We start from the raw sequence: 24489 nt of genomic DNA, 5'->3' as shown, positions 1-24489 counted from the left end.
ATAAAATAAAAAGTTACTTTTTAAATCTTAGTCGCCTTCAAAGTAAAAATTAAAGGATATAATTTGTCATTTGTAACAAACATACCATTATCAGTTTTAGTCAAATTTGGTAACACATTATAAGGACTCTCATTGTGCTCGGTTAAATAATCGATGCGCAATCCAGCTTCGGTAAGTGCAGAAATCACTTCGCCTAAACCATGGTTCCAGCCATATTCCTTACTTGTTATTGTAGATTCTTGGTTAGCGTAAGTCCCTTCGTACTCTTCATAAATTACCTCATCTTGCATATAGCCATATGTTATTATTGGTTTTTCATTTAAATAATCGAACATCCAAACTATCGGGTGAAATTCTGCCATAAAAAATGTACCACCTTGTTTTAGGCATTCGGCTATCATTTTTCCCCAAGGTTTTAAATCGGGCAACCACCCAATAACACCGTAACTTGTAAACACAATATCAAATTCTTCTTTTATATACTGAGATGTTTCCAAGACATTGCAACATAGAAACTCAGCATCTAACTTTAATTCTTTATTTAAAGATTTAGCAAGCTTTATACCTTCATCACTTAAATCCACACCAGTACATTTAGCACCTAGCCTACTCCAACTTAATGTATCTTGACCAAAATGGCATTGCAAATGCAGTAACAACTTTCCTTTTACATCTCCCAAAGCTTCCAACTCATAGGGCATTAAAGAAGATTTCCCTTCCTTGAAAGCTTCCATATTGTACATATCACTTTCGGCATGTACTTTTACTTTTTGATTCCAAGTGGCTTTGTTTGTTTTAAAATATTTACTATTATTTGTCATCTTCAAAGTATCTTTACAAAAAACTAAATTATGAAAAACTTCATCTACATAACTCTAATAACGCTATTAATTACAGCTTGTAAAGACAATACAAAATCAATTCCTGAAGCGAAATCATTAACCATTGCCCAAAAAATAGCCAATGCGCACGGTTTTGAAAACTGGGAAAATATAAATGAAATTGCTTTTACTTTTAATGTAGACAAAGATAGCACACACTTTGAAAGACGCTGGATTTGGAAACCTAAAACCAACGATATAAAATCTATAACGAATATGGATACCATTAGCTACAACCGCTCTGCATTAGATTCTATTAGCTTAAAAGTAGACCCTGGCTTTATAAACGATAAATTTTGGTTGCTTATACCGTTTCAATTAGTTTGGGATTCTGGCACAACTATTTCAGAATCGGTTAAAACAGAAGCTCCAATAAGCAAAACGGCTTTAAACAAAATAACGCTAACTTATTCTAACGATGGTGGCTATACACCTGGCGATGCTTACGATATTTTTTATGATAATAATTTTTTAATTAAAGAATGGATTTACAGAAAAGCGAATCAAAAAGAACCATCGATGATGACTACTTTTGAAAATTATAAAGACATTAATGGGTTGAAATTTGCTGTAGATCACAAAAAACCAGATGGTAATTGGAATTTGAATTTCACCAATATTTCTATAAGGTAAAACCGAAGGCTTTTAAGCTAAATTCACCTTCATTGTAAACAAAAACGAGGTACCTATATCTACTTCGCTTTTCAGGGATATACTACCACCAAGCATTTCAATGTAAGCTTTAGCGATGGCTAAACCAATACCAGAACCGTGCAAAGCGTTTTCGTTTTCAACATCAACTTGATAAAAGGTTTCGAATATATTTTCAAAATTATCCTCGTGAATCCCAATTCCTGTATCTTTTAAATTAAAGACTATATAGCTCTCATCTTGTCGCTCACATGTTAATTCAATAGTGCCTTCATCGGTATATTTTATAGCGTTTTTTATTAGATATTTCAACACCGATGTTACCTTATCACTATCCGAACTTATATAAGTATCTTGAACCGCTATAGTATTGTTCAGAATAAACTCCAAACCTTTTTCATGTGCTTCGGGCAAAAAAGCATTGTAAACCGTATTTATATTATCGGCAATATTAAACATTCTAATATTTGTAAACATTAAACCCGATTCTATAATAGAAATATTAATAATGTCGGTCATAATATCTAGTAATTGCTCTCCGCTAGTTTCAATAACCTCAATATATTCTTGATAGTTTTCATCATCTTCATTGTATTCTTTTAAAAACTGAGCGCAACCTAAAATACCATACATAGGCGTTCTAATTTCATGACTCATATTAGCCAAAAAAGCCGACTTTAATTTATCGGATTTCTCAACTCTATTTTTGGCTTCCAACACATTATTATGTTTTTCATAAAGTTCAGCTTGCAATTCATTCCCTTTCAATAAAGCGGTGTGCAGTTGGTTTATTAAAAATGAAACTGAAAAAACTAATAGTAGATTAAAAAGTAAGTTATTAACTATTATAATACCTAAGACCTGAAATCCAGATTGCTCGAATAGAGGCAGGTTAAAAAGCTCGAAATACAAACCAAATAACAAAATAGCATAAAAAATGGCAATAATTAAAATCGTAAATAGCCCATGCTTTTTGCCATTAAAAAGTGTTATTAAAATAGATAAAGCAAAAATTAGTACACTGCCATTACCCTCAAACCCAAGTACCGCAAACATTACAATGGACAGGACAAGAAAATTAATTGAAAATAATATTTTTTTGGTGTAAAAACTAAGCCCACGATAAAACACCGTAAATATTAAAACCAGCATAGTGCTTGTGTTTAACACTACAATTATGTTTTCGTTTCTAGAGACTGCAACATAAGTACTAGGCACATAGGAAAGTGACCCCAATACAAAAGTTAATAATAAAATAGAAATAAAAAGTTTATCTCTAAAATATGGCAAGCCTTCCTTCTCCTTTCTATCAGAAAATCCACTATAATGGATGTATCTTTGAAGATATGACTCCCAAATTTCACCTAGCATAAACTTCTATGTTTTATACGTTAATTCAATAAAGTTAAACAATTCCTACATGAGAAATAAGAATTCGGCTAAATTTTTATTTGATATAATTGTTTTATTTTTGCTAGAAACAGAAAAACCTTAAACTTTGCCTGAATTTAAATTAGGTCTAGAATTTGCAAAAGAGCAAGACCAAACCGACATATTAAAATCTTACCGCACTAAATTCCACTTGCCTAAAAACAAAAACGGGGAAGCACTTATTTACATGACGGGTAATTCACTTGGTCTACAACCAAAATCTACCAAAGAGTATATTAATCAAGAATTAGAAGATTGGGCGAACCTAGGTGTTGAAGGCCATTTTGAAGCTAAAACACCTTGGTTACCATATCACGAGTTTTTAACTGAAAGCATGGCGCATGTTGTGGGTGCAAAACCTATTGAGGTTATTATAATGAATACACTTACTGCGAACCTACATTTCATGATGGTTTCATTTTACAAACCAACAAAAAAACGCTATAAAATTTTAATTGAAAGTGATGCCTTTCCATCTGATAAATACGCTGTAGAATCGCAATTACGCCATCATGGATATAACGATAAAGATGGTGTTGTACTTTGGAAACCTAGAAAAGGCAAAGAACTTTTAAATTATGACGATTTAGAAGACATTCTAAAAACCCAAGGCGATGAAATTGCCTTAATTATGATTGGAGGCATAAACTATTATACTGGTCAATTTTTCGATTTAAAACGTATTGCTACTCTTGGACATAAATATGGCTGTAATGTAGGATTCGATTGTGCTCATGGCGCAGGAAATGTTCAATTAAACCTACACGATTCTGGTGCCGATTTTGCTGTTTGGTGTACTTATAAATACTTAAATGCAGGTCCTGGAAGTTTGGGTGGCTGTTTTGTTCATGAGCGTCATGCTCACAATAAAGAACTTAATAGATTTACAGGTTGGTGGAGTCATAATAAAAAAACGCGCTTTAACATGCGTAGTGAATTCGATCAGCTTCCTGGTGCAGAAGGTTGGCAATTAAGTAATCCTCCTATTTTATCTATGGCCGCCATAAAAGCATCTTTAGATATGTTTCAAGAAGTAGGTATCGGTAAACTCGTTGAAAAATCTAAAAAGCTAACAGGTTATTTCGAGTTTTTGCTTAAAGATTTAGGTGAAGATGCCATTAAAATTATTACACCATCAAACCCAGACGAACGTGGTTGTCAGCTTTCCATTCAGGTTAAAAATGCCAATAAATCATTGCATAACAAACTAACTGAAGCTGGAGTTATTAGCGACTGGAGAGAACCCGATGTAATTCGTTGTGCACCCGTTCCTTTGTACAATTCTTTTGAAGATATTTATAGATTAGTTGAAAAATTAAAAACCATTTTAAATGAGTAAACAACAAAACGTTATAATTATAGGCGCCGGACTTTGCGGAAGTTTATTAGCTTTACGCTTAGGGCAACGCGGTTACCTTGTTTCGGTTTACGAAATGCGTCCCGATTTACGAAAAATAGACATAAGCGCTGGCCGATCTATAAATCTTGCATTTTCCGATCGTGGCAACAAAGCTATGAAGTTAGTTGGCTTGGAAGATAAAGTAAAAGCGCTTTCCATTCCTATGCATGGCCGAATGATTCATGATAAAGAAGGTAACACATTTCAATCTAATTACAGCGGAAGGAAACATGAATACATCAACTCCATTTCTCGTGGCGATTTAAATGCTTTACTTTTAAATGAAGCAGAGCAACACAAAAATGTAAATATGTATTTCAATAAAAAATGCAAATCGGTAGATTTTGAAAACACCTCTGCATTATTTAAAGATTACGAAACCAAACTAGAATTCACAGAAAACGCCGATATTATAATAGCTACCGACGGTGCAGGCTCTGCTTTAAGAAAAAGCTACTTTTTAGGTAAAAAGTTTCTATTTAGTTTTTCTCAAGATTATTTATCTCATGGATATAAAGAGTTAAGCATTTTACCAACCAATACAGGAGATTACAAAACTCATAAAAACGCTCTCCATATTTGGCCTCGAGGTGATTTTATGCTTATTGCTTTACCTAATTTAGACGGAAGTTTTACAGTCACTTTATTTTTAAGTTACAGCGAAGGCAAATACAATTTCGATAATTTAACCACGCCAGAGCTAGTAGAAACGTTTTTCAAACAAGAATTTCCAGATGCTTTAGAATTGATGCCAAATTTAACCAAAGATTTCTTTGAAAACCCAACAGCAGCTTTAGGTACCGTAAAATGTTCGCCTTGGCATTATAAAGGGAATACGCTTTTAATGGGCGATGCCGCTCACGCTATTGTTCCATTTTATGGACAAGGAATGAATGCTGCTTTTGAGGACGTTGCTGAATTTGATGCTATTTTAGACAAACATGAAGGCGATTGGCAAACGGTTTTTACACGTTATGAAAATCACCGTAAAAAAGATACAGATGCTATTGCCGATTTAGCGCTCGATAACTTTTTAGAAATGCGCGATCATGTGGCGCATCCTATATTTCAAGAAAAGCGTAAAATAGAAATGGCTTTAGAAAAGGAATTTCCAACCAAATATTCTTCAAAATATAGCTTGGTAACTTTTAATGAAAACATAGGCTACCAAGAAGCTATGTTAAAAGGGCGTGCTCAAGATAAAGCTATACTGACTCTGCTAACCAATAAAAACATAACCCCATCGGATGATTTAGGTTCTATTCTAAAAAAAGTACAGCAAGAAACTGAGAAAATATTAAAGTCGAATTTTTCGATATAGATTGAAAATCCTACTTTGTTTTGAAGAATTACAGCTTCATAAATCAACTAATATTTAACATTTGGAATATGCCCAATTCATTATAAATTGTAACTTTATAAAAAGTTATTTCATATTCAAAAACTAATAAAACATGAGTAAACTAGTTTCTCCTTTAAATTTTAAAGCTTGGATTGAAGAAAACAGACATTTACTAAAACCACCCGTTGGCAACAAAGTGGTTTGGAAAGATGCCGATTTTATTGTTATGGTAGTTGGTGGTCCAAACAGTCGAAAAGATTATCATTACAATGAAACTCCAGAGTTTTTCTATCAAGTTGAAGGCGATATTATTTTAAAAATTATTGATAAAGGCACGCCAAAAGATGTACATATTAAAGAAGGTGATATTTATTTATTACCTGCAAAAGTACCACATTCTCCGCAGCGTGGCGCTAATACGGTAGGCTTAGTTATCGAATACAAACGTCCCGAAGGCATGAAAGATGCTTTGGTATGGTTTTGCGAAAACTGTGTAACCAAACTTTACGAAGAAGATTTTACATTAGAAAATATTGAAACCGATATGCCTAAAATTTTCGATAATTATTACAGTGACAAACACAAACGCACCTGCCCAAATTGCAGTGAAGTTATGCAACCTCCCAAAAAGGTTAAAATTGAATAGCATTTTTTAAAACTTTAGATATTTCTATTTAAAGTCGTAATATATAAACAACATAAAACTTTTTTCGCTTTCGCTGAAACAAAACACATGAAACGTAAACTTAGAATTAACGGACATTCGCACTTACTTCCCTATCCGGAAGAAATACCAGATTACATGCAAGAAAAAGGCATTTTCTGGGTGGATAAAGACCGAAAATTCATGCTTCAAAAAGATTGGAAACGCCCCGTAACCGACTCTAGTTTTTTTCTAGATGAAAAGTTAGAATGGATGGAGCGTAACAAACTAGATCATGCTGTGGTTTTAAATCTATCGCAACTTTACGGCAATGGTTTACGTGTTGAAGAAATGAAAAAGGCGTTACGTTTTCAAAATGATTTTAATGCACGTATACAGCGCGAACACCCCAGTAAATTTACCTGTGGCTTTGTGGTGCATCCTGGTTTTATTCGTAGTGCCTGTTGGGAAATTGAACGTTGCGTAGAAACCCATGGCATGCAATTGCTTTGCTTACCAACGCACTACATGGATACCATTGGCACATGGCGTTGCATTTTTGATGAAGAAAACGAACCTATTTTTGAGTTGGCTAACAAATACAACTTAGCTGTAGAAATCCATCCTTACGATGGTGAAAAATTTATAAAATTAGAAAATATCTCATGGCGATTTCATTTAATTTGGATGCTTGCACAATGTGGTGATGCTTATCATTTTTTAACGCTTAATGGTTACCAAGATAAATTCCCGAATATGCGAACCTGCTTTGCTCATGGTGGACAATTAGCACAAATTAATTTAGGAAGACGGATTCAAGGTTTTGATGGCAGACCCGATTTATTCGAAGGCAAACACCACCCAAGAGAGGCTGTTGGCCATAAAAACATATTCTTCGATACTTTGGTACACGATACTGGAGGTTTAGAATTACTCATTAAAAATCACGGTTCTAAACAAGTTATTATGGGACTCGACGATCCGTATCCTCTGGGCGAAATGGAAAGTGATAAACAATCATCATACCCAGGGAAAATTTTAGATTTAGCTGTGAAACGCGACATTATCACAACTACAGAATACGACGATATTTGGGAAAACAACGTGGTGCAATGGCTATGTGGCGATGATGAAGTAGCAAAACAAAAATTGATTGAAAGGATTTTAGGTTAGATGCTCATCCAAGTTTTAATTTTACCCGAATAACTCCGTCCGGAAGTCACGCTTAATACGCCTTTATTATTCAATTTAAAAATAAACCGACTGTTGAAGTATTTCTGAACTTCTTCAACATAATTTGTATTAATTACAAACGCCCGATGTACTCTTAAAAAATAATCGGGTAACTGAGTTTCAAGTTGGGTTAACGATTTTTCGGTTAAAAAAACGCCTTTATTTGTTACTATGCTCACGTATTTATCATTGGCTTCAAAGTATATGATATCTTCTAATTTTATGAAAATCAGTTTGTCATCTTTTTTTACGGTTATTGAAGTCATTACCTTTTGCTTCTTTTGAGCCGATAATTCTCGAACAACTTTTAAAATATCTTGTGAAGCATCTTTTTTATTGAATAATTCCAACTTAGCAATGGTTTTCTCCAAACGTTCCAAACGTACAGGTTTTACCAAATAATCCACGCTATTAGTTTCAAAAGCTTTTAAAGCATACTCGTCGTGTGCTGTGCAAAATACAATTAATGGTATTTTATCTAATGCTTCGATTAATTCAAACCCATCGATTACAGGCATTTCAATATCCAAAAAAATGAGGTCTGGTTTTAAAACCTCAATCTGCTGTTTAGCCTCTCTCCCATTTATTGAGAATCCTACAACATCAATACGCTCAGGGAAGTTTAAAAGTAACTTCTCTAAACGTGTTCTTGCTAATGGCTCGTCGTCAATTATTAAGGTTGAATAGGGTTTATTCATCTTAATCTATATTTTTTATTGTGATTACTATTTCTTTTTTTGGTGTATTTTTCCAACTTAAATCTGCGTTTTCGTCATAACTTAAGCGTAACAAATCAAAAACCGTTTGCAAACCATGACCACTAACCAATCCATCTGGAAAATCAGGACCGTTATCATGAACAGATATAACAATATCTGAATTGTTTCTAACAATTTTCAATTCAATCTCTCCGTTATTTTCTATTTTAGAAATGCCGTGCTTTACAGCGTTTTCAATAATTGGTTGAATAAGAAACATCGGGATTTCTATAGCTTCCAAACTTTCGTCAACACTAATGTTGAAAGATAAACGGTCTCCAAAACGAATTTGTTCTACTTCCAGATAGTTTTTAACCATCTCTACCTCATCGCCAATGGTGCTATTCTTTTTTCCTTTTCGGTTGATGGTGTATTTAAATAAATCGGATAAAGACAATGCCATTTTTTCAGTTTTAACTGCATCACTTTGTGCTAAACTTGCAATAGAGTTTAAGGCATTGTATAAAAAATGCGGATTTATTTGAGATTGTAATAATCTGACTTCGGCTTGAGCATTGGCTGCTTTTAGGGTACTTAATTCTATGTCTTTTTGTTTCACTAGGTTTTCTGAAAAGTGGTCTAGATATAATATAGCGCCTCGTCCTAATGAAAAAAGAAAAGCCCATGTAACAGGAGAGCGAAATCCTACCAAATAATCATAAGATTTAATCCAGTTAATATAATGAATTTTATTCCATTCAATATCGGATAATATGATTGGAACTAAAAAGGCTAGAGCTAGAAAGACGAACAATGTGAAACTTGTTTTTAAAACCAGTTGAGTGGTAAAACTCATGTCTTTTTTAGCAATACACTTATCAAATAGCCATAAAAAGAATGCTATAAAGACTACGATTATAAACAAAACCAACAAGTAAAACCAAAATTTTTCTTGATTAAAAGGTTTACCTGTCGGAAAAAAATAACTATTAACAAAATTCAATTCTATAAGACATAGGTAGGCTATTAAAATAGGAACAAAATAGCTTAAAAATTTAAATCGATATTGTCTTTTATACAAAAGACTAAAAGCTAGAAAAAAGAATACCACAGCAAAAATAGCACGCGTCCAATTGGCCAATAGCTTAGTATTTTCTTTATCTACAAGATTATCAGCAGACCACCTTGGATAAGTTTTAAACATATAATTCCTATAGTCTTCTAACAAAGTTGGTGAATAGAATTTTTGGAGTAAAAACTTATCGTACTTAGTAAAATCTAGATGCCATGAAGAAGCTTTGTTACTATTCAGCATCGCCCCTACAACTTCTGCTTCATGGTTAGTTCTTTCCTTAAATAGACTAGAACATGATAACATTCTAACTAAATAAAACCGTATCATTTCCATTCTTTCTTTTACTGTTTGGCTTTCATGAAACTTAAAAGTAAACTGTCGACTATTGGTAACCTTATATCTTTTATTGGATCTAGGACCTCTTGTTCGGCTATTTACCAATTTCGCTCCATAATAATTAATACTAGCCGTTTTCAAGAACCTTTCATCATATAATGTATAAGCTTCTTTTTTTGATTCTACTTCTGTAATCCAAAGAGTTAAAGCGCGTCCCTTCAATTTGGAAAACTTGATTCCGTTTACTTCCTTGGGATCATCACTTTGAGGAATTCTTAATGAACTAGCACCTGTGTAGTTTCTAAAATAATCAATTTCCTTATCGGGTAACACCTCTCTTAGTTCATCAAAAACTGATTCTAAAGCTGTACTGTCTGGAGAACGAGAATTTACTAATTCTATTAATATAGGACCTGAATGGCTGTGAAAATTTTGAGTTTCGCCTTCAAAAAGACGTTCTTTAACGTATTCCCATTTATCATCTTTTGGTAAATCTAAATAATTGTTACTAAGGTTTTGACTCCTGCTAGAACCTGAGATTACAATAACAGGAATACTTATAAGAATAAGAGCAAGTAAAATGAGTCTTTTCATGATTGTAAATTTAACTATTTATAAAGCTCAAAGAAACTTGTTAAGATTTAATATTGAAACTGATTTCTGACGAACTGCATATATAGTTTCTAAATTACATTGAAATAAAAAAACGGATCTATAAAAAAGTGATACTTTTGTTTTTAATTTAAAAAGGTCTCGACTGCGCTCGACCAGACAAAATATGCACTTTTTACCCGAAGAATTAGATAACTACGTTGTAAACCATTCTGAAGACGAACCTTCATTATTACAGCTACTTACGCGCGAAACGTATCAAAAAATTTTACAGCCCATTATGCTAAGCGGTCCCTACCAAGGGCGCGTTTTAAGCATGATCTCTAAACTTAAAAACCCAAAAAACATTTTGGAACTCGGCACTTTTACAGGTTATGCCTCTTTATGTTTAGCTGAAGGTTTACAAAAAGATGGTGAGTTACACACTATTGATGTGAATGAGGAACTGTTTGATTTTCAACGTAAATATTTCGATAAATCGGAATACGGAAACCAAATTTTTCAGCATCTCGGCAATGCTATTGATATTATCCCGACACTCGATAAAACCTTCGATTTAATATTTATTGATGCCGATAAACCCAACTACGTCAATTATTTTTATTTAATTATTGAAAAGCTAAATCCGGGTGGTATCATTATTTCCGATAATGTGTTGTGGCATGGCAAAGTGATTGAGCCGCTGGACCCTAAAGATAAATCGACTAAAGCTGTTTTGGATTACAACACACTTTTAAAAGAAGACCTAAGGATAGAAACTGTTGTTTTACCTATTCGTGACGGGCTGACGGTGAGTAGAAAACTGTAATTAGAGCAATAAATTAATGAGATTTCCGCCTTCGCGGAAATGAAAAAAAGTTCATTTTATGTTTAGTAAAGAAGAATCAAGAAAAATGAGAGAAGAATTCTGGACCAGTTTCGGTAAATCTTTCCCTCGAAAGTGGATTTTATACAACACAAAATTAAAGGGGTTAAGTTTTAAATTTCATTTTGATAACCGAAGTGCTTTAATCGCTTTAGATCTTGAAGACGATTTGGAACACCGTATTAATCATTGGGAAAAACTAGAGGCTTTAAAATCTATTTTATTAGATGAATACTTGCCTGACGCCATTTACAACGAAGCTTATTTTTTAGATAATGAAAAAGAAATTTCGAGAATTTATGTGCCTTTAGAACAAAAAGTATCTATCCACAACAAAAACACATGGCGCGATGTGATGGAGTTTTTTAATGTAAACATGAATTTATTTGAAGCTTTTTTCGAGGAATACAAAGATGTTATCGAAGGTTAACACCTCAGCTAAAACAACTTTTCCATTTCAAAATCGTCCATAACAAAGCCGTTTCCAATATCGGTAACAGATGCTTTTACGTTTTTAAAGCCTAATTTTTCGTAGGCTGCAATAGAAGCTGTATTATATTTATTCACCTTCAAACTAATGCCTAAAAGTTGTTGTTTTTTTGCTTCTTCATCTATAAAATTTAAAGCAACCCGACCAATACCATTTCCTCTAAAGCCTTCTGCAACGTATAATTTACTTAAAAACAAAAAATCCTCTTCCGGTTTTATAGCCATATAGCCAACCGGTGTTTCACCATAAGTTAAATAGTAAAATTGCGTTCCTAAACGCACCTGCTCTTCAATCGCTTTCGCGGAATTAAACTTGTTCAGCATATATTCCACCTGCTCTAAACCAATAATATCTAGATAATGCTGATGCCAAATTTGGCTCGCTAAGGTTTCTACTAATTTAAAATCTGCTGGAGTTTTTGCAATTGTAACTGTTATCATATCACGTAATTAAAAATCATAAAAAAATGAAAAACGGCGCCAGCTAAAACAAAAAGATGCCAAATAACATGATTGTACGGAATTTTATGAATGGCATAAAAAATGATTCCAACGGTATAAGATAAACCACCGGCGAACAAAAATAAGATACCATTACCAACACCTTCGGATAAATGAGCAAAATCGAAAACAATAAGCCAGCCCATCACCAAATAAAGCAATGTAGAAAACACCTCGAATCGCCCTGTAAAAAACAACTTTAAAACAACTCCAAAAACAGCAATGCCCCAAACCGTCCAAAAGAGTGGCCAACCCAAACTTTGGTCGAGAGTAATTAAACAAACAGGCGTGTAAGTACCAGCAATAAGGATATAAATACTAATATGATCTATAATCCGGAATATATGCTTATGCTTTTCTTTGGTAACCGAATGGTATAAGGTTGACGCGGTAAATAAAACGATAATAGATATGCCGTAAACAATAACGCTAAATAAACTCCAAGGCGTTTTATGAGTATTAAATACGATTAATAAAACTAACGCCACAATACCTAAAACAGCACCAATACCATGAGTTAAAGCGTTTAATTTTTCTTCAAAAGGGGTTTGAATTCGCATATTTTATGGTTTTTCGGGTTCGTGTCGCCACTTATCTACTAAGTTATAAAAATCAAACGGAATTGCCGATTTCTGACGTACCAATCGTCCGTTTTGAAAGTTACGTTGTAGAATATCTTCAATTAAATAATCTTCTTTTTCGTTTTCGGGATCAAATTCACGTTTCAACGAAATATCGAACATACTCGCAGTAGTATTATACCAAAAGGCACGCCAACCGTTACGTAATTCTTTCACTAAATCGAATGCCGTTCTCCCAGTTTGCCTGTGTATTAATTTTACAAGAATTTGCCCTTCTGTACGGCTCATCTTCTTTAATTTCTCAGAAAACTCCCCTTCAATATATTTCTGTATCTTTTTAGTGTATTTTCTTTTTTCACGGTTTTTAGTAAGTGTTGCTAAATGCCTTGTTAAAGAATCTAATCTATCTGCCGCCATTTTAGCATACGGATACACTTTTATCGTTTTTCGTCGCAAAATTAAATAGCGAATACGTTCTTTTCTATCGCCAAATTTAAGTTTAGGCAAAATCATTACTTCCGCTAAATCGATCGAAGTTCTTGGAATACTATCGCCTTTAATTATTAAATATTTCTTCATGACCGTATCCTGCTCAACATCACTAATTTGAGCAATGAGCAGTATAGGAAATAACACGAATATGTATTTTAAAAATGTCATCAAAATATCATAAGACAATTAGTCTGCCAAAATTAATAATTTACACCCTTTAAAACATTCTTTTTCTATTTATATTATTAATTTAGTGCAAAACTTTATAAAGATGGCAAAGAAGAGTATACTTAACGAAAAGTCTATGGACTTTCTTGAAAAATATTTAAATAATGCAGCCCCAACTGGCTACGAATGGGAAGGTCAAAAAATCTGGATGGATTATTTAAAACCTTATGTTGATGAGTTTATTACAGATACCTATGGTACGGCTGTTGGCGTTATTAATCCAGAAGCAAAATACAAAGTTGTTATTGAAGGACATGCCGATGAAATTTCGTGGTATGTTAATTATATTTCGGACGACGGATTAATTTACGTAATTAGAAACGGAGGTAGTGATCACCAAATTGCACCGAGTAAAATTGTAAATATTCATACAAAAAAGGGTATTGTAAAAGGTGTTTTTGGTTGGCCAGCAATACACACACGTAGCAAGGTAAAGGAAGAAGCGCCTAAACCTGACAATATTTTTATAGATTGTGGCTGCAAAACTAAAGAAGAAGTGGAAGCTCTTGGTGTTCATGTTGGTTGTGTAATTACATATCCAGATGAATTTCATATTCTAAATGGCGATAAATTTGTTTGTCGTGCATTAGATAACCGTATGGGTGGTTTTATGATTGCTGAAGTTGCACGTTTATTAAAAGAAAACAAAAAGAAATTACCTTTTGGACTTTATATTACCAACTCGGTACAAGAAGAAATTGGTTTACGTGGTGCCGAAATGATAACTCAAACCATTAAACCGAATGTGGCTATTGTTACCGATGTAACGCACGATACAACCACACCAATGATTGAAAAGAAAACACAAGGCGATTTACAACTTGGTAGTGGCCCTGTAATTGCTTATGCTCCTGCTGTACAACAAAAATTACGCGATTTAATTACAGAAACAGCCGAAGCTAAAGGGATTCCTTTTCAACGCTCTGCGCTTTCTAGAGCAACAGGAACAGATACAGATGCTTTTGCTTATAGCAATGGCGGCGTAGCTTCTGCTCTAATTTCTTTACCACTCCGTTATATGCATACTACAGTAGAAATGGTACACAGAGATGATGTTGAAAATGTTATTAAAATGATTTACGAAACGCTATTAAACATCAAAGATGGCGAAACATTTAGTTATTTTGAATAATTGAATAGAATACAAAAAACAAAAGCCTCATTCAATTGAGGCTTTTTTAATTCAAGTATATGGACGAATATATTGATATAGTAACCGACACTGGAGAGCCTACAGGAAAAGTTGCTTTAAAATCTGAAGCTCATAAAAACGGTTGGTTTCACAACACCATTCATCTTTGGTTATTTACCGGTAAAGGCGAAATTTTATTACAGCAACGCTCTCACAGAAAAGCAATCTACCCCTTACTTTGGGATGTATCTGCCGCTGGCCATATTGATGCTGGAGAATCTTTTGAAACTGCTGCCATTAGAGAAACTCATGAAGAGTTAGGTTTATTACTCGAGCCTGAAAATTTAATTAAGATAGGCGTAAATAAGCATAAAACGGCTTATATGAATGATACTATTTTAGATAATGAATTCCACCATGTTTTTATTGCTGAATTAAAAGTAGACATCACGGAACTCACTGCACAAGAAGAGGAAGTTGAAGATTTAAAACTAGTTACTTTCGCTCAATTTAAATCACTTCTAAAGGATAGTAATAACAATCATTTTGTAAAATCGAACAAAACATATTACGAGTTTGTGCTCGATAAGATAATGACTATTGTTTTATAAATTTAAAAGATTTCCTGTTTCCTAACTCATTTTGTAATTCAATAAAATACATACCACTCGTAAGTTTAGATACATCAATAATATTTGTATTATCTAAAGGTGATTTGAAAACTAATTGCCCTTGAATATCGAAAACTTGAAATTTAATCAAAACCTCTTTAGACTCCACATGTAATTTATCTGTTGTAGGGTTTGGATACACTATCAAACTGATATTATCTAAACTATTTACAGATAGAGAAAGCCCATTTAATTCCGCAACATAACTATCTACAGACTTTCCATCTTCATCACCACTCCAATCACTACCGAACAACAAACGAGTTCCTGTAGGACTAATAGTTACATGTGGTTCTCCCCAATAATCAATATCATTTTCATCACTTCTATGGTGTGCTACACGATAAACATCAGAATCGAATTCATTCACTTTTGCTATAAAAATTTCTTGATCTAATAGCTGTACGCCATCTTCCTGAAACCCAATACACGATACAGCAATCCAACCGCCTTGATTATTTTTATGTGCTAACGCAGAAATATGTGTTCCTGTTTTTGGATAACCATAATCACTAACAGGTGTTACAGAAATACAATGCCCTGTAATAGCATTATGAGCGACCAAAGTACCTTGGCAACCTCCATTTAAACCTTCTTCATAACCAACGGTAAAATAGGCGTCGTCACCATTACTTAACCTCCCTATGCATGAGTGTTCGGTTCCATTATTAAGATTAAACGATAATACATAATTTCCGCTCGCATCATAAACACCTCCTTTATGATAAAACAAATTCCCACTAGGAAAAGGCATTGGAGCAATATATTCTATATTTTCAATATTAAATTGAGTTAACGTTTCCGTAGAAATACGATAATAATATGCGGCCTCATTACCACAACGAAAACTTATTACATCAGAATCCCAAGACATCATTTGCACATCGTTACCTCCAGTAATGCCCGTATCACACCCAGACGCTAATCGAAAGTTTACTAATACATTTTTTACATTAGTTTTAACATTATAATTAACAAGATCAGTGGTTGTATTATCTATATAAAACAGCACATCGGGATCGAAAAAGTGCCAAAAAACAGTTTCTACATCATCTGGATTAATATCGGTTAAATCCCTAATAAACTTATAATTTTCACCATTTAAAAGTTTATGAGTACCACCACCGTAAACAATCATTAAACTTTCATCGGCATTCCATGCTTGAGTAGAATTGTACATAGGCGCAATAAAATCACCATTTGTTGCTTCGGAAATTCTTCTAATTTTAGTACTTGGGAATGAAGGATCTGTAACCGCACTTAAATACTCTGGCTTACTCAAAGCTTGCATAGGATGTTGCTCCAAATCATTAGCCTTATAGCCAATAGATAGATCTTGAGCTTGCATAAATTGAAACATCAACAATGCGAAAATAAAAAGGAATTTTGTATTCATTTTTATGTATTTAACTAATTAGTTCGTAATTATGTACGTCGCAAAACACTAAAAAGTTTAAAAATTAAATAATTATATAACATCCCCAATCAATTTAATGGCATTACTCCTATCTGCAATTGTACCCGTTTTTCTAGTTATTCTTTACATTTACATCAAGGATAAACACGAAAAAGAACCAAAACGATTAATGCTTATTGCATTTCTTTTAGGCGCTATAATTAGTATCATTATCACCTCATTAATGTATTATGTTTTCGATTGGGTTTTACCTTTAAACGACCATACAAGCGTAATACAGCAGTTTATAAAAGCCTTTTTTGTTGTTGGTTTAACCGAAGAATTTAGTAAATATATTATTGTCCGTTATTTTGCTCAAACTAGAAAAGCATTTAACGAACCTTTCGACGGTATCGTTTACGCCGTAATGGTTTCTATGGGTTTCGCCGCTACAGAAAACATAGTCTACGTTTTAGAAAGTGGTTTTGAAACTGCATTTTTACGTGCCATTACTGCTATTCCTGCACATGCAACTTTCGGAGTCCTCATGGGATATTTTATGGGAAAAGCAAAATTTTCAAATAACAAAGTAGTTTTAAATCTATCAGGTTTATTATTAGCTATTATTTTTCATGGTGCTTACGATTTCTTTTTGTTTATCGAGTCTATACCCGGAATTTGGATAGGAGCTTTCGTATCTCTATTCATTGGTATTTTACTTTCTAGAAAAGCGATAATCAAGCACCAAGAAAACTCTCATTTTAAAAACCAATAGTCTTTTAATTAAGAATTAAAAAGGAAGAAATTCTACTCTAAAAGCTATTCGATTATTCGGATAACTTTTTTTATTTATACCCAACGGCACTACTGTTTCAATTGATAAAAACAAAATTTAATCCTAAAATCCTTATATTTACTACAAACTAACCTGGACTTTATGAGTAAACATTTTATCACGAAAGTAAACGATAATCAGATTTTCGAAATTTCTCAAGACAATATATCTGCTTTAGATGCCATAAAAACATCTAAAAACAAACTGCATATCCTTCACCAAAACAAATCGTATAAAGCAGAAATCTCAGAATGTAATTTCCTTGAAAAATCTTATACTATCGAAGTAAATAACAACATCTACAAAGTCAATATTTCTGACGGATTAGATCTTCTTATAAAAGAAATGGGGTTTGAAAGCACTGCATCCAAACACATAAATGAATTAAAAGCTCCAATGCCTGGTTTAATTTTAGAAGTTTATGTTGAAATAGAACAAGACGTTAAAGAAGGTGATCCGCTTTTAATTTTAGAAGCTATGAAAATGGAAAATATTATCACTTCACCAAGAGATGGAAAAATTAAATCTATTTCCGCAGTAAAAGGTGATGCTGTCGAAAAAAACTATTTATTAATTGAATTTGAATAATTAATATAAAAGCATGAAAAAAATATTAATTGCAAATCGAGGTGAAATAGCCATTCGTGTCATGGAAACAGCACAAAAAATGGGAATAAAAACTGTTGCGGTGTTTTCTACCGTAGACAGAAACGCTCCACATGTAAAATTTGCAGACGAAGCTGTTTGTATTGGAGAACCGCCATCTAACCAATCCTATTTACGAGCAGACAAAATTATAGAAGTTGCGAAAAATTTAAATGTAGATGCCATACATCCAGGTTATGGTTTTTTAAGTGAAAATGCCGCTTTCGCGGAAGCTTGCGAAACTAATAACATTATTTTTATTGGTCCAAAATCTAAAGCCTTAAAAATAATGGGGAGTAAATTATCTGCTAAAGAAGCAGTAAAACAATATAACATCCCCATGGTTCCCGGAATTGATGAAGCTATTACAGATGTTAAGAAAGCAATAAGCATTGCAAAAAAAATAGGCTTTCCCATTTTAATAAAAGCTTCGGCAGGCGGCGGTGGAAAAGGCATGCGTGTTGTTGAAAAAGAAGCAGATTTGGAATCACAAATGAATCGCGCTATTAGCGAGGCTACATCGGCCTTTGGTGACGGTTCCGTTTTTATTGAAAAGTATGTAAATTCTCCTAGACATATTGAAATTCAGATTTTAGCAGATAGCCACGGAACTATTTTACACCTTTTTGAAAGAGAATGTAATATACAACGGCGCCATCAAAAAGTAATTGAAGAAGCACCTTCGTGTGTTTTAACTCCAGAGCTTCGTGAAGAAATGGGAGAAGCAGCCATAAGAGTAGCTAAATCCTGTGATTATTTAGGAGCAGGAACCGTGGAGTTTTTATTAGATGAAAATAATAATTTCTATTTCCTAGAAATGAATACCCGTTTACAAGTAGAACACCCTGTTACAGAGCTCATTTCTGGAGTCGATTTAGTAGAGCTTCAAATAAAAATAGCACAAGGTGAAGCACTTCAACTAAAACAAGCCGATTTAAAAATTAACGGCCATGCTATAGAGTTGAGAGTTTATGCCGAAGATTCTTTAAATAATTTTCTACCAAGTGTTGGTAATTTAGAAGTTTACAAACTCCCCGAAGGCGAAAATATTAGAGTAGATAATGGCTTCGAGCAAGGCATGGATATCCCGATTTATTACGACCCTATGCTAGCTAAATTAATCACCTACGGAAAAACAAGAGAAGAAGCCATTCAATTTATGTTGAAAGCTATTGATGGTTTTCAGATTGAAGGTGTACAAACCACATTAAATTTCGGAAAATTTGTATGCAATCATGAGGCTTTTAAATCTGGGAATTTCGATACGCATTTTATAAAAAATTATTACAACCCAGAAGTCATAAAAGCAGAATCGGAAACGGAAGCTAAAATAGCTGCACTAATTGCCGTTAAACAATATTTAGAAGACCAAAAGCTATTAAGATTACCTATTCGATAAGCCCAACTAAAATTTCTGAGCAACAATAAAAAACATGGATCCAAAAATAAACAAACTCAACGAACGTATTGACCAAGCCCATTTAGGAGGCGGACAAAAACGTATAGACAAACAGCACGCCAAAAAAAAACTAACAGCAAGAGAACGTGTTAGTTATATAATGGACGAAGGTTCTTTTGAAGAAACAGGCATGTTAGTTACCCACCGAACTACCGATTTTGGTATGGAAAACGAAGTCTATTATGGCGATGGTGTCATTACAGGTTATGGGACTATTAATGAAAGATTGGTTTATATTTACGCTCAAGATTTTACGGTTTTTGGTGGTGCCTTATCGGAAACACATGCAGAAAAAATATGTAAAATCATGGATTTAGCTGTAAAAGTTGGTGCTCCAATTATTGGTTTAAACGATTCTGGCGGTGCTCGAATTCAAGAAGGCGTGCGCTCACTTGGTGGTTATGCCGATATTTTTTTTAGAAACGTTCAGACTTCAGGAGTCATTCCTCAAATCTCAGCTATTATGGGCCCTTGCGCTGGTGGTGCCGTATATTCTCCAGCCATGACAGATTTCACATTAATGGTTGAGAACACGAGTTATATGTTTGTAACCGGACCAAATGTGGTAAAAACGGTTACCAATGAAGAAGTTAGTAGCGAAGATTTAGGAGGTGCACACACACATGCTACAAAATCGGGTGTTGCCCACAAAACCTCAGCAAACGATATTGAATGTCTAGAAGATTTAAAAAAACTATTAAGTTACATCCCGCAAAATAACACTGAAACTCCAAAACATTTAGAATTCAATTTAAAAGATGAGGTTCGTGATGTATTAACAAATATTATTCCCGACAATGCGAATAAACCTTACGATATGCACGCCGTAATTTCTGGAATTATTGATACTGATTCTTTTTACGAAATACATAAAGATTATGCTGAAAATATAATTGTTGGTTTTGCACGCTTAGGTGGACGAAGTATTGGTATTGTTGCCAACCAACCCCAATTTTTAGCAGGTGTTTTAGATGTTAATAGTTCTAAAAAAGCAGCAAGATTCACACGCTTTTGCGATTGTTTCAATATCCCCTTATTAGTTTTAGTTGATGTTCCTGGGTTTCTTCCCGGTACCGATCAAGAATGGAACGGTATTATTGTAAACGGCGCAAAACTACTTTATGCTTTAAGCGAAGCTACTGTGCCACGCATAACTGTAATTACTCGCAAAGCTTATGGTGGCGCTTACGATGTTATGAACTCTAAACACATAGGTGCCGATTTTAATTTTGCATGGCCAGGAGCCGAAATTGCTGTTATGGGAGCTAAAGGAGCAAGTGAAATTATATTCAAAAAAGAAATTTCAAGCGCAAAAAATCCTTCAGAGAAACTAGCAGAAAAAGAAGCTGAATATGCCGAAAAATTTGCAAACCCTTATCGTGCAGCCCAACGTGGTTTTATAGACGAAGTAATTCTTCCTAAAAATACTAGAAGAAAATTAATTAAAACATTTACTATGCTAGAAAATAAAGAGATTAACGTCCCAAAACGAAAACATGGAAATATTCCGATGTAAAATTAAACTTTAACAACATCTGCATTATACATAAAAGTATCTTGCCAGCGTTCATAACGCTCATCAGATTTCTTAGCAAACACCAAATATTGGCATTTACCAATACTTTCGGGAGTTCGGGTAACTTCAGCTAAATTATTATTTCTAAATAAAAATTCAGCATCATCTATAATACACATTTGAAGTCTATTTAAATTAACCGCATTTAAATAAAACAGTCTATTTAATCGTTTTGGAGTCGCAATTATAATATCGGTACCATAATAAATTTCATCACGTTGGTCATCAATATTTTTTTCATCGTAAGCGCAATAAATTCGTAAGTCCGTACCGCGTGTATAGCTCTTAAATTCTAATTCCAAATCTAATGCCGTTTGCTTGTCTTTTACAAAAATCAAGGCTCTTGGTGCATCTTCGTGAGCATTTTTCAATTTCTGAACAACACTTATTATGATACTCGATGTTTTCCCAGAACCTTCTGGTCCATAAACATACAAGCTTGAACCACCTTTTATTCTAGATAAAATTTTCTTTTGAAGTGGTAAAGGCGTTTCAATTCCTTTGTTTTTAAGCGTATCTTTTAATGGCTCAATTAATTTTTTAAATGACATAAAATGAAGTTTCTTTTAATAGATTTTCAAAGATAGGCTTTTCAACATCCAAAATAGAAACCTTAAAAACAAAAAAGACGTTCATTTCTGAACGCCTCCCTTTTAATCTTAAAATATCAGGTTGTTATTAAAACTCTAAATCTGCAACTAAATCGAATTCATCGTAAATCGCCTTGTCTTTTAAACCATCAAAAAAGCTTGCAGAACCATATTTTACATCATATTTTGTTCTATCAACTTTTAAACTTGCTGTTGCTTTATTTCCATAGATAGAAATGGCGAAGTTTACCGGGTTTGTTTTTCCTTTTATGGTTAGATTTCCAATAACGTTATACGAGTTTTTACCCGATGCTTTTACTTCTGTAAACTCTAAAGTTGATGTACTATGTGTTTCTACTCCAAAGAAATCATCAGACTTTAAATGTCCTTCAAGCTTTCCTTTATACTCACCTTCTAAATCGGTCGAAGCAATAGTAGCCATATTTATTACAATGTTTCCACCAGTTAACTTATCACCTTCAAAAATTAATGAACCAGATTGAATATCTATTGTTCCTTCATGAGAACCTGTAACTTTATAGCCTTTCCAAACTAATTTACTGTTTTCTGTTTTAATCTCTTTTTGTTCTTTTTCGATAGCTGTAAAAGAAAATGTAAACAAGGCTACAAAAGCAACAAGTGCTAAATTTTTAATTGAATTTCTCATTTTAATATAAATTATTTTTCTGTTTAATTATTACACCACAAAGATGCGATGCTTTTAATTCTTAAAAATTGAAGTAGTTTATCAAATCATGTTAATCTAGATTAACATTTAACTTCAATATTGAATTAACACAGATATATAAATGTAGATTTAACTAATTCTCTATGGCTAATTGACTTTTAATTTTACTCAAAAACTCTTTCGTTATACCAAGAAATGATGCCACCAAATACTGTGGAATACGTTCTTCTATTTGAGGGTATTGATTTTTAAAATATAAATAACGTTCTTTTGCGGTAAGACTAAAGTTTCTAACAATTCGTTTTTGAGAAGCTACAAAGGCACGCTCAACAATTTGCCTAAACAAGCGTTCTAATTTTGGAATTTCGGCATACAATTCCTCCAACTCATCATAAGCAAACAGAATAAGCTCAGTATTTTCAAGACATTGCACATTATAATCGGCAGGAGTTTGGGATATAAAACTTCCCATATCTGCAGTCCACCAATTTTCAATAGCGAACATAACCATGTGTTCTTGCCCTTCTTGATCTAAATAAAATGTTTTTGTACAGCCAGAAATCACAAAACATTCATACTTACAAATATCGCCTTGTTGTATAACATATTGCCCTTTTAAATATTTTCTATAAGTTACTTTAGACTCTAAAAAAGCTTCCTCTTTTGGTGTTAAATCAATTAGACTTTTTATGTAATCTAAAAGTGGTTGTATGTTCATTTATATCAATTTATTCGAATCAAATTTAACAATAATAATATAACGTTAATAAATGTTAATTGAATATATCTAGATTTATAATATTTTACCTTTGCGCGATGGAAAACATCAAAAAGGTAAAATTTGAATTTGTGGCTTTAATGGCATCTTTAATGTCTATTGTGGCACTATCGATTGATGCATTATTACCAGCTTTACCAGAAATAGGAGAATCCTTAGGTGCAACAACCGCAAGTAACAATCAGCTTTTAATCACCATGATTTTTTTAGGAATAGGATTTGGCCAGCTTATTTTTGGTCCTATTTCCGATAGTTTTGGCAGAAAACCCATTGTTTATGTTGGTTTTCTAGTTTTCATTATTGCTAGTCTTATATGTGTAACCACCAAAAATTACGAAATGATGCTTTTTGGTCGTATACTCCAAGGCATCGGGCTTTCATCCCCAAGAAGTTTAAGCACCTCCATGATTCGTGATGAATTTAGTGGAGATTATATGGCTAAAATATTATCGTTTGTAGTCATGTTTTTTATTTTAGTTCCTGTTATAGCTCCTATGTTTGGGCAGTTTTTAATTCACCTTTTTAATTGGCAAGCTATATTTTATTTCAACCTCCTTTTTGGATTAGCTATTATGGTTTGGTTCTGGTTTCGCCAACCTGAAACGCTCCCAAAAGAAAAACGCTTAAAATTCACCTCGCATTTATTTATAAACGGAGCAAAAGAATTCTTTAAATATAAAGAAGCTGTAGCTTTTACTTTAGTTTCTGGCTTTATAACCGGATCTTTTATGGTGTATTTAAGTACCTCCCAACAAATTTTCCAAGAGCAATATAACTTAGTCGAAATGTTTCCATATATCTTTGCTAGTCTAGCAATTTCAATAGGTTTCGCTACTTTTCTAAACAGCCAATTAGTTGAAAAATATGGTATGATGAAAATTGCTTACTACTCTACGCTTGCTTATGCTTTTATTTCAATTTTGTACGTTATTTTATTTTCTTCTGGACAAAACCCTAGTATTTATACTTTAATTTCTTTTTTAGCATTGCAGTTTTTTGCCGTTGGTTTCTTGTTTGGAAATTTACGAGCATTAGCTATGCAGCCACTTGGACATATTGCAGGAATTGGAGCAGCAATTAATGGGTTTTTCTCAACAGTTTTAGCTGTACCTATTGCACATTTTATTGGTAGTTTTGTAAAAACTTCAGTTTTACCTCTTTTTATAGGATTTTCTGTTTTTGGAGTATTATCTGTTCTTATTTTTATTGTTTTAAAACGAAAAATGAGATTGCTAGAGGCCTAAAAACTCACTTTTAACCCC

At 33.3% G+C, this 24489-nt stretch carries 25 protein-coding genes; 14 read left to right on the top strand and 11 right to left on the bottom strand.

Translation table 11 applies throughout. From position 1 onward, the window contains the following. Positions 1-20: 20 nt before the first annotated feature. The gene (locus M4I23_RS18360) at positions 21-821 is read right to left on the bottom strand and encodes a bifunctional 2-polyprenyl-6-hydroxyphenol methylase/3-demethylubiquinol 3-O-methyltransferase UbiG (RefSeq protein ID WP_249755366.1); all 801 of its coding nucleotides are present in this window, start codon (positions 819-821) and stop codon (positions 21-23) included. A 30-nt stretch (positions 822-851) separates the two neighbouring features. On the opposite strand from M4I23_RS18360, the gene M4I23_RS18355 reads away from it, so the two are divergent. Next, entirely contained in the window at positions 852-1514 is a 663-nt protein-coding gene (locus tag M4I23_RS18355; RefSeq protein WP_249755365.1) for a hypothetical protein, read from the top strand. A 12-nt stretch (positions 1515-1526) separates the two neighbouring features. On the opposite strand, the gene M4I23_RS18350 is transcribed toward M4I23_RS18355, so the two are convergent. After that, positions 1527-2903, bottom strand: a complete 1377-nt coding sequence (locus M4I23_RS18350; RefSeq protein ID WP_158847401.1) for a HAMP domain-containing sensor histidine kinase — start codon at positions 2901-2903, stop codon at positions 1527-1529. A gap of 127 nt (positions 2904-3030) precedes the next feature. On the opposite strand from M4I23_RS18350, the gene kynU reads away from it, so the two are divergent. The 4 genes from kynU to M4I23_RS18330 all read left to right on the top strand — a co-directional run bounded on the left by kynU (position 3031) and on the right by M4I23_RS18330 (position 7520). Further along, positions 3031-4302, top strand: coding sequence for a kynureninase (kynU, locus tag M4I23_RS18345; protein WP_249755364.1), 1272 nt, complete (start codon positions 3031-3033; stop codon positions 4300-4302). Further along, positions 4295-5683 (top strand): NAD(P)/FAD-dependent oxidoreductase, encoded by a 1389-nt coding sequence (locus M4I23_RS18340; protein ID WP_249755363.1) that lies wholly within the window; start codon positions 4295-4297, stop codon positions 5681-5683. Before kynU ends, M4I23_RS18340 begins: the two co-directional genes overlap by 8 nt. 133 nt (positions 5684-5816) lie before the next feature. After that, complete coding sequence (locus M4I23_RS18335) at positions 5817-6350, top strand: 3-hydroxyanthranilate 3,4-dioxygenase (RefSeq protein WP_249755362.1); 534 nt, start codon at positions 5817-5819, stop codon at positions 6348-6350. An 87-nt stretch (positions 6351-6437) separates the two neighbouring features. Further along, complete coding sequence (locus M4I23_RS18330; protein WP_249755361.1) at positions 6438-7520, top strand: amidohydrolase family protein; 1083 nt, start codon at positions 6438-6440, stop codon at positions 7518-7520. On the opposite strand, the gene M4I23_RS18325 is transcribed toward M4I23_RS18330, so the two are convergent. After that, positions 7517-8278 carry a LytTR family DNA-binding domain-containing protein gene (locus M4I23_RS18325; protein WP_249755360.1) on the bottom strand — a complete coding sequence of 254 codons (762 nt, stop codon included), beginning with the start codon at positions 8276-8278 and terminating at the stop codon, positions 7517-7519. The genes M4I23_RS18330 and M4I23_RS18325 overlap by 4 nt on opposite strands. Position 8279: 1 nt before the next feature. Continuing rightward, positions 8280-10283 carry a sensor histidine kinase gene (locus M4I23_RS18320; RefSeq protein WP_249755359.1) on the bottom strand — a complete coding sequence of 668 codons (2004 nt, stop codon included), beginning with the start codon at positions 10281-10283 and terminating at the stop codon, positions 8280-8282. A gap of 184 nt (positions 10284-10467) precedes the next feature. On the opposite strand from M4I23_RS18320, the gene M4I23_RS18315 reads away from it, so the two are divergent. Together M4I23_RS18315 and M4I23_RS18310 are read left to right on the top strand one after the other, a co-directional pair. Next, complete coding sequence (locus M4I23_RS18315) at positions 10468-11109, top strand: O-methyltransferase (protein WP_249755358.1); 642 nt, start codon at positions 10468-10470, stop codon at positions 11107-11109. A gap of 58 nt (positions 11110-11167) precedes the next feature. Continuing rightward, positions 11168-11596 (top strand): DUF4268 domain-containing protein, encoded by a 429-nt coding sequence (locus M4I23_RS18310; protein ID WP_074939635.1) that lies wholly within the window; start codon positions 11168-11170, stop codon positions 11594-11596. An 8-nt stretch (positions 11597-11604) separates the two neighbouring features. Here the strand turns inward: M4I23_RS18310 and M4I23_RS18305 are convergent, their stop codons facing one another. From M4I23_RS18305 to M4I23_RS18295, 3 genes are read right to left on the bottom strand one after another with little or no spacing between them, the layout of a single operon-like run. Continuing rightward, complete coding sequence (locus tag M4I23_RS18305) at positions 11605-12096, bottom strand: GNAT family N-acetyltransferase (RefSeq protein ID WP_249755357.1); 492 nt, start codon at positions 12094-12096, stop codon at positions 11605-11607. Next, positions 12093-12716, bottom strand: a complete 624-nt coding sequence (locus M4I23_RS18300; RefSeq protein ID WP_158847381.1) for a hemolysin III family protein — start codon at positions 12714-12716, stop codon at positions 12093-12095. The genes M4I23_RS18305 and M4I23_RS18300 overlap by 4 nt, the downstream gene beginning before the upstream one ends. Before the next feature lie 3 nt (positions 12717-12719). Continuing rightward, complete coding sequence (locus tag M4I23_RS18295) at positions 12720-13397, bottom strand: DUF4294 domain-containing protein (RefSeq protein WP_158847379.1); 678 nt, start codon at positions 13395-13397, stop codon at positions 12720-12722. 103 nt (positions 13398-13500) lie between these two features. Between M4I23_RS18295 and M4I23_RS18290 the strand changes: the two genes are divergently transcribed. Continuing rightward, the gene (locus tag M4I23_RS18290) at positions 13501-14589 is read left to right on the top strand and encodes a M42 family metallopeptidase (protein WP_249755356.1); all 1089 of its coding nucleotides are present in this window, start codon (positions 13501-13503) and stop codon (positions 14587-14589) included. Positions 14590-14648: 59 nt separating this feature from the next. Continuing rightward, the gene (locus M4I23_RS18285) at positions 14649-15200 is read left to right on the top strand and encodes an NUDIX domain-containing protein (RefSeq protein ID WP_249755355.1); all 552 of its coding nucleotides are present in this window, start codon (positions 14649-14651) and stop codon (positions 15198-15200) included. On the opposite strand, the gene M4I23_RS18280 is transcribed toward M4I23_RS18285, so the two are convergent. Beyond that, positions 15187-16656 (bottom strand): T9SS type A sorting domain-containing protein, encoded by a 1470-nt coding sequence (locus tag M4I23_RS18280; protein WP_249755354.1) that lies wholly within the window; start codon positions 16654-16656, stop codon positions 15187-15189. The two genes, M4I23_RS18285 and M4I23_RS18280, sit on opposite strands and share 14 nt — an antisense overlap. A gap of 97 nt (positions 16657-16753) precedes the next feature. On the opposite strand from M4I23_RS18280, the gene M4I23_RS18275 reads away from it, so the two are divergent. From M4I23_RS18275 to M4I23_RS18260, 4 genes are all read left to right on the top strand, one after another. Further along, positions 16754-17431 (top strand): PrsW family intramembrane metalloprotease, encoded by a 678-nt coding sequence (locus M4I23_RS18275; protein ID WP_158847371.1) that lies wholly within the window; start codon positions 16754-16756, stop codon positions 17429-17431. Positions 17432-17593: 162 nt separating this feature from the next. Beyond that, a complete protein-coding gene (locus M4I23_RS18270) occupies positions 17594-18079 on the top strand; it encodes an acetyl-CoA carboxylase biotin carboxyl carrier protein subunit (protein ID WP_249755353.1) in 486 nt (161 codons plus the stop codon). 13 nt (positions 18080-18092) lie between these two features. Further along, a complete protein-coding gene (gene accC / locus M4I23_RS18265; protein ID WP_249755352.1) occupies positions 18093-19535 on the top strand; it encodes an acetyl-CoA carboxylase biotin carboxylase subunit in 1443 nt (480 codons plus the stop codon). 34 nt (positions 19536-19569) lie between these two features. Further along, entirely contained in the window at positions 19570-21111 is a 1542-nt protein-coding gene (locus M4I23_RS18260) for an acyl-CoA carboxylase subunit beta (protein ID WP_249755351.1), read from the top strand. A gap of 2 nt (positions 21112-21113) precedes the next feature. Here the strand turns inward: M4I23_RS18260 and M4I23_RS18255 are convergent, their stop codons facing one another. The 3 genes from M4I23_RS18255 to M4I23_RS18245 all read right to left on the bottom strand — a co-directional run bounded on the left by M4I23_RS18255 (position 21114) and on the right by M4I23_RS18245 (position 23167). Beyond that, a complete protein-coding gene (locus M4I23_RS18255) occupies positions 21114-21722 on the bottom strand; it encodes a DEAD/DEAH box helicase (protein WP_158847363.1) in 609 nt (202 codons plus the stop codon). 127 nt (positions 21723-21849) lie between these two features. Further along, positions 21850-22428, bottom strand: a complete 579-nt coding sequence (locus tag M4I23_RS18250) for a YceI family protein (RefSeq protein ID WP_158847361.1) — start codon at positions 22426-22428, stop codon at positions 21850-21852. Between the two features lie 154 nt (positions 22429-22582). Beyond that, the gene (locus tag M4I23_RS18245) at positions 22583-23167 is read right to left on the bottom strand and encodes a Crp/Fnr family transcriptional regulator (protein WP_249755350.1); all 585 of its coding nucleotides are present in this window, start codon (positions 23165-23167) and stop codon (positions 22583-22585) included. 98 nt (positions 23168-23265) lie between these two features. Between M4I23_RS18245 and M4I23_RS18240 the strand changes: the two genes are divergently transcribed. Further along, positions 23266-24471, top strand: coding sequence for a multidrug effflux MFS transporter (locus M4I23_RS18240; RefSeq protein ID WP_249755349.1), 1206 nt, complete (start codon positions 23266-23268; stop codon positions 24469-24471). Positions 24472-24489: the final 18 nt, after the last annotated feature.

Origin of the sequence: Algibacter sp. L4_22 (assembly GCF_023473045.1) — a bacterium.
Lineage (GTDB): Bacteria > Bacteroidota > Bacteroidia > Flavobacteriales > Flavobacteriaceae > Algibacter.
The sequence above is the reverse complement of the archived record's forward strand: the minus strand, read 5'-3'. Positions and strand labels throughout refer to the sequence as shown.